Origin of the sequence: Micromonospora sp. WMMD1082 (assembly GCF_029626175.1) — a bacterium.
Classification (GTDB): Bacteria; Actinomycetota; Actinomycetes; order Mycobacteriales; family Micromonosporaceae; genus Micromonospora.
The window spans coordinates 3190617-3203304 of sequence record NZ_JARUBM010000002.1; the positions used below are offsets into that span (position 1 = coordinate 3190617).

The window sequence follows — 12688 nt, forward strand, 5'->3', positions numbered from 1 at the left end:
TTCGCTGTCGGGGGCGTGGAGCCGGTGGGCTTTGCGCGTGAGGGCACCGAACCCGAACACGCCGGTGAGGTCGCGGGAGCGGTCACGGCTGGTGATGCGGGCGGGGAACCCGAACCAGGCGCGGTAGCGCAGCTGGTGCCCGTCGACGACGAACAACCCGGTCACCGGCCCTGGCCGCTCGTGCCGGGGGTGGTGATGATGCGGATGCCGGGCCACCGCTGCGCCGGGTGGTGCCGGGCGAGGCGCTGCTGGGAGATCTGCTCGCTGACCCGGGCCGGGTTGCGCCGCCACACACCGTCGAGGAGATCGTCCAGGCCGTGCGGGGCGCAGACCGCGATGTGCTGGTCGGGGTCGAGGCGGATCGCGACCGCGGTGGCGTACTCCGGCCAGGTCGCGACCGCCTCCGCGATGCTGCGAAACGCTGGGACGGGTGGGCCGCCGAACCGCTGCGGGTACCAGGTGTGCACGGCGGCCTGGTTCCTCGCCTCCCACGGCAGGCCGGCCTCCAGTGCGGTCAGGCGGGCGGTGGCCCGCTGGTCGTTGTCGCGGCTCAGGTCGGCCGGGTCGAAAGAACGCCACGTCCACGTCCCGTACCGTCCGCAGGTCGAACCCTCGGCCGTAGCGGTGGCCCCACACCAGGTCGCGCAGGACACCGGCGCCGATCCACGCCTCCGGTAGCCGGGAGCCGCGCACCACGGCCAGCGCCCGCATCAGCCATGGACTGGAGCGCACCACCTCGCGCAGCTCGTCGCCGCGCCCAGGCCCCGCCGCGCCGTCGGGTGGGCCGGTCATGACCGGTCCCTGACGGTGCGCTGGTGGTGGTGTAGCGGCTGGGCGAGGCAGTCGCTCAGCGAGGTCACGTGCGGCACGCCCGGATTGCCGGTAGCACAGCCGGCACGGTGCGGGTGGCGTAGCGCGTCGATGAACACCGCTGCGGGCACACCGGCGTGCAGGCCGGTGGTGATCGCGGTGGACGGGGCGTCGGTCAGCCCGGCGAGTGTGGCGCCGTGCGTGCCGGCTCGCAGGTCGACGTAGGTGAGCCGGCCGCCGGGCTCGGCGGCGGTCACCAGCCGCCCCGAGACGCCGGTGACCACGAACTGGCTGGTCACCCCGGTGGCGCGTCGCGTCGTCGGTGGACGTGGCGGTGACTGGCTCATCGGGCTGCTCCTCCTCCGCGCCGTACGCCTGGGTTTGTGGCCAGGGGATCCACTGGCACTGTCACCGCAGTCGCGATTGTCTGGTCGGACTCGCGGGCGCAGTGTCGGCAGCGCCGTGGGCAGGGCGTCCGCGGTGTCGCGGTGGTGAGGCCGCTGGCGTGCAGGATCGTGGTGACGGTCTGGGCGAAGGTGCTGGTCTCGGCGATGACCGTCTCGCCGGGGACGCCGAGCAGGTCGCGATCGGCGTACCACCGGCGCATCTCCCGCGGGGTGAAGGCCCAAGTAGAAGCCCTTCAAAACCGACGCTGCGGTGCCCAAGGTCGCCGCACCGTATGGCCGCTTGCCGACCCGCCACGGCTCACCCGGCGGCATCCGGACGGCGGCACCGACGATCCCCATATACCGCTGGAGATCACGCAGCCGGACCGCGCTCAGCTGCAGTGCTTCGCGTTCCAGCCACCGCAGATGATCCACCAGCAGGTACGCGTACGTCCGCTGCGTGCCCGGCTCGCCGTCGTACCGGCGCAGGAACCCGTCCGCCTCCTCGTGAACCGCGCCCTCCGGCCACAGGATCGTCCACGACCGCCGCCCGCCGCTGAGGAAGATCTCCTGTACCCGGAGCCGTCCGACAACCCGCCTGCGATCCACGCACCCTCACATCCCCACGTCCTGAACGCGAAGACCATGAAAGGTTAGAGCCGCCGTGACATCAATAGCGGCGGGCTTCGTGGACGTCACGTACACCAAGAGGACGGTGGGAAAGCTCCAGCAGGGCCGCCCCGCGCCCGAAACGGCGACGTACCTCACGGGCGACGGTCGTCTTCCCGCTGCCGGAGTTGCCCCGAATGATCAACAACGTGGGGGAGCCCGGGGAATTGCGTTCGATGCACGGTCCGGTGGTCACCGCGCACCCCCTGGCATGGGCCAGGTCGTGGCGATCACGGTGTGCCGACGGGCCACGACGAGTTGTGGCTGCCCGGTAGCTGCCGGTGGGGTGGTGCCGTGCGGGTGGACCGTGATCTCCGGAGCGGGTGCGTGTCGGTAGTCACGGTCCCAGACGGCGATGAGGTCAAGCAGGTCGGCGGTGAGCGCATGCGCGTCGGGGCCGAAGCCGTGAGCGCCGAACTGCCACCGGTCATCGCCGATCTTGCGCATGGTCAGGTAGGCGAGGCTGCCGGACGTGAGCAGGGTCGGGCAGGTGAACCGGTCCTGCGGGTCGACCAGGCCCTCAGTACGTTGCCGGTCGACGGCGAGGGCACCGAACGGGCGGGGCTGGCTGGACAGCCACAGGTGCAAGCGTTCGAACGACTCAAGCTCGTGCATGGTGATGGTGACCGGCGACCACACATCCCGTCGCGGCTGGTCGAGGGCAGCAGTGAGAGCGCCGGCATCCACCTCGGTCGGATCGTCGAGCAGCAGGACGATGTCGTTGCCGCGCAGCGGCACCCGGCGGGCGAGCTGGCTGCCGTCGCCCTGCATCGCGACGAAGCCACATTGCAGCGCCGCGGTCGCGACGAGATGATCACCGGATCGCCGCAGAGTGAGATAGCGAGTCAGCGTCCGTATCCGCAGCGGAACGACGATCCTGCCGCCCGGAGTGAGTTGCTCGATCCAGGACGGGGCGATGTCGCCGGCCTCAACGGACACGATGATCGCGTCGAAGGGCGCTCCCGGTGGGTGGCCGAGGTTGCCGTCGCCGTGCAGGACCTGAACCTGGGGGTAGCCGGCCCGGTCGAGGTAGGTGCGGGCCTGGCCGGTGATGTCGGCGTCGATGTCGACGGTGACCACGTGCCCGTCCGGGCCGACTAGTTCGGCCATCAAGGCCGCCTGGAAACCGCCGGAGCCGACCTCGAGGGCGCGTGCGCCCGGCCGCAAATCGGTCTGTTCTAGGGCATAAGCCTGGAGATATGGCGCCGAGACGGTGCTGGTCGACTTGCCGTCGGGCCCGCGCTTGGTCACGACGATCGTATCCTCGTACGCCTTTTGCGGGGTGACCGTGTCCGGCACGAACAGGTGCCGGGGCACCGTCCGGAAGGCGTGCTCGATCACTGGTGTGCGGATCCAGTTCTTCGCTGTCAGGGTTGCTACCAGGTCGGCGCGGAGCCGGTCCGGTGAGGTGCTGTCGACCGTGGTGTCCACTCCTGCTGTCCTTTCCGGAGGTGTTCGGAGGTGTTCATCTGCGTGATGCGGGGTGTCGGGCGCGGGTGCGGCGAAGCCGCTACCGTCCGCGTCACTGGTGGGTGTTGAGCACGCCGTCGGGCAGGGCCGGGAGCGGCCAGTCGGCCGGTACCCGCCAGAGCAGGTCGCAGGTGTCGATGCCGTCCGGCTTGAAGACAACAGTCAACGGGAGGCCTCCGTTCACGAGGTGGCTGCCGAGCGGGGAGAGTGCGAGCGTGTCGGGCGCAGTAAGGCAGCCTGCAGTCGCCGGGTCAGTCGCCGGGGGTGGGAAGTTGGGCCAGGCCGGCGGGGGGCGGGTGCTCTGCCCAGCCGTCCAGGGAGAAGGGTCGCCCGCTGTGGATCTGTTCCAGGGCGGCCACGGTGTACGCGATCGTGGTGGCGGGTGGCTGCGCCGGGTCCGCCCAGACCAGGCCTGCGCATTTGTGGTGTTCCCGGTTGACCGGCTGGCCTTGCCAGCCGGTGGCGAGGAAGAAGAAGCCGAGCCGCGGGTCGTCGTGGCCGTGGCGGCGGTGCATGACATGCAGGAACTCCAGATTCGTCTCGGACAGCTCGACACCGGTTTCCTCGGCGGTCTCCCGTATCGCGCCGGCGACGACCGATTCCCCGTCTTCGAGGTGTCCACCGGGCAGACAGAGCTGGCCGGCGGCTTCGCCGGTGCCGGTGCGTTGTAGGAACAGGACCTGGCCGTCGGCGCGGCGCAGCAGCACGTGCACGACGACGATGGTGCGATATCGGCTGGTCAATAGGTTGCCCTTCCGCCTCGGGTGCGGGTCTGCTCAAGGGCGGCGAGGCTCATCGACGCGCCGCGGTGGCTGCCGGTCGGGTGGTCACGGTGCCATGGCCGACCTGCAGGTCCCAGCCGGCGAGATCAGGGCCGTCGTGCGGCACGAGGGTGCGGGCGAAGGACTCGGGTGCTGGTCGGTCGGCGTGTTCCCACCGTTGCAGCCAGGTCCGCAAGGAGTGCAGGGACGGCGAGTCCGGCCGGTCCGCGATGACCCTGCCATCGGTCAGGATCACCGCCGCCGAACGTGGTGTGGTGTGACCGAGTCCGCGGATCTCGTTGCGTAGCGACACCAGGCTCAGCTGCGGGTCGCCGAGCGCGGCCGTCCAGGTGTACCAGGAGCGCCAGTGCAGCTCCATCTGCCGGTACGTGTCGGTGTACCCGGGATGCAGCAGCTGGCCGAGGGCGGAGCGGGCGCCGGTGTGCTGGGCGTCGTCGGCAGCGCGCCAGCAGATGCCGATCCAGGACGGATCGGGCTGGCGGTCGCAGTAGTCGACCCAGCGGCCGGGGACGGTCAGGGCATCGTCGACCGCGACGGGCGTGCTCTGGGCGTAGCCGCCCCCGGCGAGGGCTTCGATACGAGGTTTCCCGGCCGCGACGGTGATGGTGGCGATCAACGTGGTCGACGGCAGGGCCGCGATCGGCAGGCACACGACGATCCGCCCACCATTCACGACCTGCTGCGTCCACGCCTTCGGCAGCCGAGGCGGGGAACACCACGAAACAACTCGATGGAAGGGCGCTGTGGCGGGGTAGCCGGCCAGGCCGTCGCCAACATGGCAGTCGACGCCGGTTACCCCACGTTCGGCGTGGATGGCAGTCGCGCGGCGGACGAGTTCGTCGCTGATGTCGATGCTGGTGACCTGGCCGTCCGGGCAGCACAGGTGCGCGAGCAGCGCGCCGCTGTACCCGGAGCCCGTACCGATCTCAAGCACCCGGTCCCCGGCGCGGACCTGCAGGGCGGCCAACTCGCGGCGGATCGACTCCGGTGCCGAGCGGTGCACCGTCTCGCCGTGCCGCTCATGGTGGGTGTAGATCGTGGCCGGTACGGCGTCGAAGGCCCGGTCGAGGTCGGTCACGGCTGCTCCCTTTACACAGGCTCAGGGGTGGGTGCGGTCGAGGCTGCGGGCATCGGTGACCCGGCGGGTGGCGTAGATGTCACCGGCCCGGGCGGCGGCTCGCCACGGCCGGGCCTTGTTCAGCGCGATATCCAGGTCCGCATCGGTGCGGTCCAGATCGACGCAGACGACGTCCGGGCCGTCCGACCTCGCGCGGCGCAGCAGATAGCCGTGCGGGCCGATCAGCGCGCAGGACGCGGCCGGCGCGCATTGGGCGGGCACGGCCATGCTGACCCAACATCCGGTGGTGGCAGCGTGCCCGCGGGCGATGATCTCGAAAATCGGGTCCTCGGAGAAGCTGGAGAACAGCACGCAGTCCACACCGAGGTCGGCCTGCTGCATCCACAACTCAGGGAAGTTGACCTCGATGCAGAGCAGACAGCCGAAGGTGAACCCGTCCACCGCGAAGGTGCAGACGTGCTCGCCCGGGGTGTAGAAACCGGTGACCTCGTTGTGCGACAGCAGCCGCTTGTCGTACCGGTCGATCAGATCGCCGCTGTCGTTGATCACCCACAGCGAGTTGTGGGGCCGGTGGTCTCCGGTGAGCCGGTGGTTGCCGCCGACCACGACCCACACCCCGAGCTCACCGGCCAGTGCCCTCGTTACGGCCAGTTGTTCGGCGACCGGCGCCCAGTCGATGTGCCATCCAGCGTGGTGCGGCTTGGCCGCACCCGCGTAGCCGCTCAGCGCGCCTTCGGCGAAGTGGACGAGCCGGGCGCCGCCGTCGGCGGCCTGCCGCATGGCGGCCCGGATCGCGGTGCCGTTGGCGGCCGGGTCGGCGGCGACGTGCGTCTGCGCGATGGCGATACGGATCCGCTCGGCCACGTTCACCGCCCCCGCGGGTGTCGGGTCGCCGGTCTGTCCGAGCCGGCTGCAACGTTACGCCGCGAGCGCTCTGGCGCACCCTCGAAGCCACCGCTGGACAAGAACCCGCACGGAGCTGACCGATAAGGCAAACCCACTATGCCCCCACCTGCCCCGCTTTCACGCCTGCGAGGCGTCCTCCTCAAGGGGACCGGGTGACTGGCACATGCAAGCTTCGTGGGGTTCGACGTCGTCATGGCGTGCTCCGTCCGGCGGTCGAACTGGTGCTTGCAGGGTGAACAGCTCCGCGTACCGCCCAGCTCCAACCCGAGTTCCTCCCGGCCCTCCCGGATCGCGGCCTTACAGGGCGACTGGTCGGCCTCGACGCACCCGCCGGGGATCTCCCAGCCCACCTGGTAGGCGGGTGCGACGAGCAGGACCCGCTGGTCGGGATCGGTGATCAGCAGTCCGGCGGCCACCCGTTTGCGGGGCAGGCCGGCGGTGGCATCGGGTCGTCCGGGAGACATGCGCAGACGGTAGGACGCCGGCCGCCCGACACGCCCGCAGCGCCGTGCGCCGAGCTCGGCTGCGCGGCCGTGCCGCAGGCCGCCGGGGAGGTGGTCGCGCTCCACCTCGCGCAGATGGGCGCCGCGACGGGCTGGCCATCTCCACGACGGCCCTCGACGCGGCGGACCCCGGCCCGGCTCAGCGGGTCGGCTGGCCGGACCGGGGTCCACGGTCGCTACTGGAAGGTCTTGACCTTCAGCAGCTCCGTCAGTTCGGATGTCGCCGCCGTGGTTCGCAGCGGCGGACACGTGCACGGCACGTCCTTGCGCGTGCGGATCGTGGTGTGGATCCAGCGCCAGAAGGGGGTGTGGGTCGGGTCCGTGTAGACGGTCGGCGAGTGGCAAGGCGCCTGCGTGGACGTCTCGCGGCTCGCGACACCGACCGACGCCCACGCTGGCTTGCCGGAGGGCCTACCCGGTGCCTGGCGCAACGCCGGGCCGCCGGAGTCACCGAAGCAGGCGCCGGCGCCCACGCAAATCTCGCCCGAGCCGATGAAACCGTCCTCGCAGGTAGCGCTTGGGAAGCGGTGGGTGTCCCGCTCCTGAAGGTACGTCGCCGGTGTGGCGTCAGGTGCAGGCGGGTACTGCGTCAGCCCCCAGCCGACCAGCCGCACCGGGCTGTGCTCGTGCACCTGACGAGGAGCGAGCGGCATCAGTGGCACGCCGAACACGGGTCGGGCCAGCTCGACGAGTGCCAGGTCCGAGACCTCGGCGTCGGGCCAGTTCACCCCCCACATCCACCCGGGGTATAGGTAGACCTTCCGCCCAACCACCACCTGCCCACCGACCTCGCGGCTGTTGCTACCGGCGCGAACCGTGATGTTGCCGCCCGGCACCGCGACTGGCTCCGGTGCGAGGTCCTGGTCCGAACCGCAGTGGGCGGCGGTGAGCACCCATTGGGGACGGATCAAACCTCCGTCGCAGTGCGCGGTGCCGAGTCCGGAAAACTCGATCTGCACGTGAACCATGCCGTCGTACCGTTGTGTGGCATCGCGCCCATCGACGATCGCGAACGCCGGCCCTAGGCCGACCGAGAGCACACTGACAACCGCAACACATGCGACTGCCAGCCGTTTGAGGTTCTGCATGGGTTCCTTTCGCTGGTGAATGCGCGACCTGGCGCTGTCGTTCGGAAGGTCTTCCTCGTCCGCCAGCGATGTAGCTGACGAGGAGTCGTAGCTGGATGGCTCGGGCAGCGCCGTTGTCAGTCCCTGATGACCTGGTCGCCGTTGGTCTGCACCACGCTGCCGTCGCTGCTCGTCCGCGTCTCGCCGGGCTTGGCAGCGGTTGACGTCATCGTGTGTTTCTTGCCTGACTGGTCGGTCGCGGTCATGGTCACCTTCGTCGGTTTTTCCGGCTTCGCCACCTGGTCGTTCCTCTCGGTGGTGATCTGTTAGGGGAGACTGAGCGATGCCGGCGGCATCACTCCCGACCCCACGTACCGGCAGGGAAGCCGATCGTGAGTCCTCCGCGGTCGTCTCTGGCCTGCACGACCGGTCCGTCGACACTGCTGTCGACGGTGTTGATCACTGCATCCGACGACGCCGCCGGTCCCGGGCTGGATTTCCGGCCACAGCCGGCTCAGTTCGCTCGCGAGGAGCGTGTCGCGCTTCGCGGCCGATTCCAGTGCCTGGGTCCAAGCGGCTAGCGCATCGGGCGAGGGTTCGGCGCGGGCTGTCTCCAGGGCGGCGCGCGACAATTCATCCCGGCCGAGCCGGTTGGTGACCAGCCGGACCAGGTTGCGTAGGGCTGCGCCGCCGGGCTGGGTCAGGCCCGTCACGGTTGGGCCCGCCACAGCGGCGGCGATCGCCGCGTATGTCGGCTCGTCCATCAGGTCGTCGCCGGCCTGATTCCGGGGCGCCGGCCGAGGGTGGACACCGCGAGGTTGCCCATGACCCGCAGCCGTGGGTCGAGCAGGAGCGTCCGGAAGGCGTCGATGTCGGCGCCGGTCATGCCCGCGGTGATGAGCTTGTGCCGGAGCACTCCTGCTGTCGCCCGAGGGAGAAGACAGCCGGCGGTGCCGCCGGCCCAGTCGGTCGCGTGGGCCGAGGCGGTCGCCTCCAGCCCGAGACGCAGCATGGCGTCGAGCACCTGGTGAGACCACTCCGGATCGTTTCCGGATTCGACCAGCACCCGCTCAAAGGCAGCGTGGTACGCGCCGAACAGCCGCTTGGCGTCGGGGTCAGGGGTGGAGAGCACGCAGTCCCTCCACGTTCCCCGGAACTCGTCCACCACCACGATCCCGTTCGGGGCGAGTTCAGCGGCCATCCGCCCGAGCAGCAGGACACGCTGTTTCAGGTGTCCCAGCAGGAGCCGGCAGTGGATCACGTCCCACGGGCCGGGGGGCAGCGGATCAGTCACGAGGTTGTGCTGCCGCACTTCCACGCGGGGGTCCGCCGGGATGTGGCTTAGGTCGATGTCGATGGCGATCACCTGCCCGGCGTGGGCGAGGTCGGCGAGGGTGGAGGCGATGCTGCTCGCCCCGGCGGCGATCACCAGACAGCGCGCGTCTCTGGGGATCTCGGCCTCGGTGAGCCGCCGGGCGCTGATCGGGTCGTACATGGCGGCGAGGTAGTGGAGCATGGCGTCACCGTCGACGTCGGCCTCGGCGTCCTCGAAGACGTAGGTGTCCTGCACGTTTCCTCCGATGGGTTAGACGTGGGTGTGGTGGATCCAGGGGATGATCCGCTGCTCGACGGCGGCGAGGAGATAGAAGAGGGTGATACTCATGACGCTCAGCAGTGCTACCGCCGCGAACGCGATCGACGCGTCTGTCCCGGCGCTGCGGATGACGTAGCCCAGTCCCGCGACCGCGCCGAAAAGCTCGGCCACCACGGCACCGATGACGCTCAACGGGAGGGCTGTCCGCACCCCGACGAAGATGCGCGGCAGAGCCGCCGGCAATCTGACCTTGACGAAGGTGCGCCACCGCGACGCGTCGAGTGACCTAGCCAGCTCCACCAGCTCCGCTGGTGTGGATGTCAACCCGGTCAAGGTGGCCATGGCCACGGGGAAGAAGCACATCATCCACACCAGCGCGATCTTGGGTCCGCTGCCGAACCCGCCGATGGTGATCAGCAGGGGAGCGACCGCCGGCTTCGGGATAGCGCTGAGGACCAGCAACGCTGGATACAGCGCCCGCTCCACACGGCGTGATGCGGCCAGGATGACGCCGAGCAGCAGAGCAGTGACGATGGCACACCCGAGCCCCGCGAGCGCCTCCATCAGCGTGATCCGCGCATGGGACAGGAAGTAGTCGGGCATCTCGGCGAACGCCCGCGCTACCGCAGGCGGTGCCGGCACGATGTACGGCGCGATGTCGAGGGCGAGCACCGCGATCCACCACACACCGATGCATCCGGCGGTGCCCACCAGCGGCGCGACGCTGCGGGACAGGACAGTCCGTCCACGGCGGGCTACGCCGCGAAGTCGCATGGTGGGGTCTATCCGGCCAGGTCAGCCGCAACGATGTCCAGCGGGGTGAGCCCTGGAGGGATTTCGCCGGCGCCCCGGAGAATCGCTATGTTGCGCGCGACGCGAGCCTGGTCGAAACGTCCGATGGGGACTTGGCCGTTGCCCTGGACGTAGCCTTTCATCGTCGTAAGCTCGGCCACCGCCGCGCTAGCCGGCTGCCCCTTCGTCTCCGGCTGGGTCGCATAAATCTCGCCGGCCTCGTCGGGGTGCTCGATCGCGTACCGCAGCCCTTGAATGAGTGCCGAGTTGAACCGTCGCACCACATCGGGCCTGGTTTGTGCCGTCTGATCTGTCACACCAATGGCTGACCCGTGCAGATCGGTGACGTAGTCGCCGAACGGCAGGACGGTCAGCTCCTCCTTGACGACGCTCTTGATCACTTCGACAGCCGGGACGAACGCCGAGATGGCCTCGACCCGACGCTGCGCCAGAAGAACCGCGTGCTGTGGGGCAACCGGGTTGGCAACCCACGTGATCTTGGGATTGTTCGGATCGAATCCGGCCAGACGCGCGTACGCATTGAAAAGCACGAAATTGATTCCGCCGGGGATGTAGGAGATCGTCCTGCCGGCCAGATCGGATGCGATGCTGATGCCGCTACTCCGGCGCGCGACGAAGGCCGCGAGGGTCTGCTGATGCAGCACCGACGTCAGCTTGAAGTTCTTGATCCCGTCCTTCTTGGCGTATTCGATCATCGCACCCGAGACGTCGAGCGTGGCGAAGGTCGCCTGGCCAGAGGCCAGCAGCTTAAGGTTCTCCGTGGTGCCGCTCCCGGCGAGCACGGAGACCTCAAGCCCTTGCTCCTTGAACCACCCCTTCTGCCTGGCGACGAAGATCGGGGCCTCACGACCCTGAATGGCGGCGCCGGTCAACACCGAGACCTCGTCGACCGCAGCCGACGGGGCTCGACGGTTGCTATCACTGCCGCAGGCTCCCATCAGTCCCGCGGCGGCGGCCACGCCGCCGAGCATGAGCGTGCGGCGCGTGAGCGATGGTGACATCCCGAGTCCTCACTACTTGGCTAGCATATCTATCAAAGTTGGGCCGGACCTGTGGCGGCGCCTTCCCGCCGCAGCCCTCGGCGAGGGCGCCGCAGCACACTGCGCCCTCGCCGAGCCGCCGCCGAGAAAGCTGTGCAAGCGCGGCGGAGGGAGGCGTGCACCTCGATCCCCGCGCCGCTGCCTACGCCGGGGGATCGCACGCCTCGCCGAGCGAACTTAATTCGCATAGCTAGCAAAGTCAACCGAGGGTGCTATGCCAACTTGTCTTCGCAGGTCAAGCATGGTCGGATAACGGGTGCCTACGCCGTAAGGGAGAGCAATCAACCGATGCCGCAGCGCCCGACCCCTGCACCGCCCGCCGAACCTGTCTACCAGCGGATCGTCCGCGAATTCACGTCCCGGATCGACTCCGGCGAGCTGAAGCCGGGTGATCGCCTACCCTCCACCAGCCAACTCGCTCAGCAGTACCAGTGCGCCCCTGCCACCGTGCGGCACGCGCTCAGCCGACTACACGCCCTCGGCCTGATCCAGGGCCACCAGGGTCGCGGTGTCTTCGTCAGGGCAGCGCCCGACTGAATCCGATTCGCATCCACCGCCAGGGCCGCTCACGCGCTCCCACCGGCACCACCCGCGACGCCGACGCCCGGGCGCCGAGCCGACCCGCCTGGCCTGATCGCACCCGCCCGACTGTCAACCGCGAAGGATCAACGGCCCGAGCCCACCCCCGCCCGGGACAGCGGACCGTACGGCATCGCCGCCGCGACGCCCGAGCATCTAGCCGGCCTGACCACGATTGTGCTCAACGAAGCCCTGCTGCCTTCGGGCGTGACCACCACTGAATAAGAGGAGACGGTTCGGGACTCGCTCGCCCGCCTGGTCGACCCGGTGGCCGCGCAAGTCGTCGTTGGCCGGATCATCCGAGCCCGGGTTACAGCCGTGATGCCGGCGGCATCAACGCATCTGCCCGGGTGACGATGGCAGTGAGGGCGTCGCAGATCGCCTTGGCTTGACTTGGGTGGGCGTCGTGCGCTCGCCGCTCGTCGACGCCGCCCAGCTCCAGCCGAATGAAGGTGGTCTGTGGAGGGCCGACGTACTGGATGAGCTGGAGGAACGCCTCAGTCGGGTACCGGCCTGGCCGCGGGTTGCAGTCGTGCCGGTGGCCACAGTGCGCTGTCGGTGGCAGTTCCGGGTGGAATCCGTTGTATCCCATGACGGTGCACTCAGCCAGGTGGCACCAGGATGGATGAACTTCATCGCCGGCGACTAGTCCGCACCTCGCCTCTCCGAGGAGCGACGGCAGCACTTCGTGCAGCACACCTGCCTGTCGTAGATGTACGTAATGCGACCGGACTTCGTCTGGGCCGCTCAGTTCGATGCACACGAAGTCGGTATCCGAGGGATCATTAGCGAACCGGACGAGCTGCAGGTAGAACTCAGTCAGGTACGACCCTGGCTGTGGGTTGCAGTCGAAGCGCTGGCTCCGGTGTATTGGCGGCGTCACGTCGCCGGACCTGGTGGCAGTGCGCTCGGTGAGGTCGCACCAGGGTGGATGGACCAGATCGCCGGCGGCGACACGTCCTTGTTGTAGTGACAAGGTGTTCCTCTCTGA

Annotated in this window: 13 protein-coding genes and 1 pseudogene; 1 reads left to right on the forward strand and 13 read right to left on the reverse strand. The window is 69.2% G+C overall.

Annotated elements, in window-relative coordinates; translation table 11 throughout:
- Positions 1-161: 161 nt before the first annotated feature.
- The 12 genes and pseudogenes from O7615_RS14710 to O7615_RS14765 form a co-directional block, all read right to left on the reverse strand.
- Positions 162-653, reverse strand: coding sequence for a nucleotidyltransferase family protein (locus tag O7615_RS14710; protein ID WP_278178126.1), 492 nt, complete (start codon positions 651-653; stop codon positions 162-164).
- Positions 610-792 (reverse strand): annotated as a pseudogene (locus O7615_RS34330) (hypothetical protein); the annotation flags it as partial. The pseudogene O7615_RS34330 and the gene O7615_RS14710, both read right to left, overlap by 44 nt.
- Complete coding sequence (locus O7615_RS14720; protein WP_278178127.1) at positions 789-1157, reverse strand: hypothetical protein; 369 nt, start codon at positions 1155-1157, stop codon at positions 789-791. The gene O7615_RS14720 and the pseudogene O7615_RS34330, both read right to left, overlap by 4 nt.
- A 900-nt stretch (positions 1158-2057) precedes the next feature.
- A complete protein-coding gene (gene fxlM, locus O7615_RS14725; protein WP_278178128.1) occupies positions 2058-3296 on the reverse strand; it encodes a methyltransferase, FxLD system in 1239 nt (412 codons plus the stop codon).
- A gap of 290 nt (positions 3297-3586) precedes the next feature.
- Entirely contained in the window at positions 3587-4078 is a 492-nt protein-coding gene (locus tag O7615_RS14730; protein ID WP_278178129.1) for an NUDIX domain-containing protein, read from the reverse strand.
- A 49-nt stretch (positions 4079-4127) separates the two neighbouring features.
- A complete protein-coding gene (locus tag O7615_RS14735; RefSeq protein ID WP_278178131.1) occupies positions 4128-5195 on the reverse strand; it encodes a methyltransferase domain-containing protein in 1068 nt (355 codons plus the stop codon).
- Between the two features lie 21 nt (positions 5196-5216).
- The gene (locus tag O7615_RS14740; RefSeq protein ID WP_278178133.1) at positions 5217-6059 is read right to left on the reverse strand and encodes a carbon-nitrogen hydrolase family protein; all 843 of its coding nucleotides are present in this window, start codon (positions 6057-6059) and stop codon (positions 5217-5219) included.
- Between the two features lie 2 nt (positions 6060-6061).
- Complete coding sequence (locus tag O7615_RS14745; RefSeq protein ID WP_278178135.1) at positions 6062-6565, reverse strand: NUDIX domain-containing protein; 504 nt, start codon at positions 6563-6565, stop codon at positions 6062-6064.
- Between the two features lie 215 nt (positions 6566-6780).
- Positions 6781-7692 (reverse strand): trypsin-like serine protease, encoded by a 912-nt coding sequence (locus tag O7615_RS14750; RefSeq protein WP_278178137.1) that lies wholly within the window; start codon positions 7690-7692, stop codon positions 6781-6783.
- Positions 7693-8434: 742 nt separating this feature from the next.
- Positions 8435-9241 carry a class I SAM-dependent methyltransferase gene (locus tag O7615_RS14755; protein WP_278178140.1) on the reverse strand — a complete coding sequence of 269 codons (807 nt, stop codon included), beginning with the start codon at positions 9239-9241 and terminating at the stop codon, positions 8435-8437.
- A gap of 15 nt (positions 9242-9256) precedes the next feature.
- On the reverse strand, positions 9257-9937 hold the full coding sequence (locus tag O7615_RS14760; RefSeq protein ID WP_278178141.1) for an ABC transporter permease: 681 nt from the start codon (positions 9935-9937) through the stop codon (positions 9257-9259).
- 110 nt (positions 9938-10047) lie between these two features.
- Positions 10048-11079: an ABC transporter substrate-binding protein gene (locus O7615_RS14765; RefSeq protein WP_278178142.1), complete on the reverse strand. Its 1032-nt coding sequence runs from the start codon at positions 11077-11079 to the stop codon at positions 10048-10050.
- A gap of 327 nt (positions 11080-11406) precedes the next feature.
- Here O7615_RS14765 and O7615_RS14770 point away from each other — a divergent pair, with 327 nt between their 5' ends.
- Positions 11407-11655 carry a winged helix-turn-helix domain-containing protein gene (locus tag O7615_RS14770; RefSeq protein WP_278178143.1) on the forward strand — a complete coding sequence of 83 codons (249 nt, stop codon included), beginning with the start codon at positions 11407-11409 and terminating at the stop codon, positions 11653-11655.
- Between the two features lie 352 nt (positions 11656-12007).
- On the opposite strand, the gene O7615_RS14775 is transcribed toward O7615_RS14770, so the two are convergent.
- The gene (locus O7615_RS14775; RefSeq protein ID WP_278178144.1) at positions 12008-12289 is read right to left on the reverse strand and encodes a hypothetical protein; all 282 of its coding nucleotides are present in this window, start codon (positions 12287-12289) and stop codon (positions 12008-12010) included.
- Positions 12290-12688 lie beyond the last annotated feature (399 nt).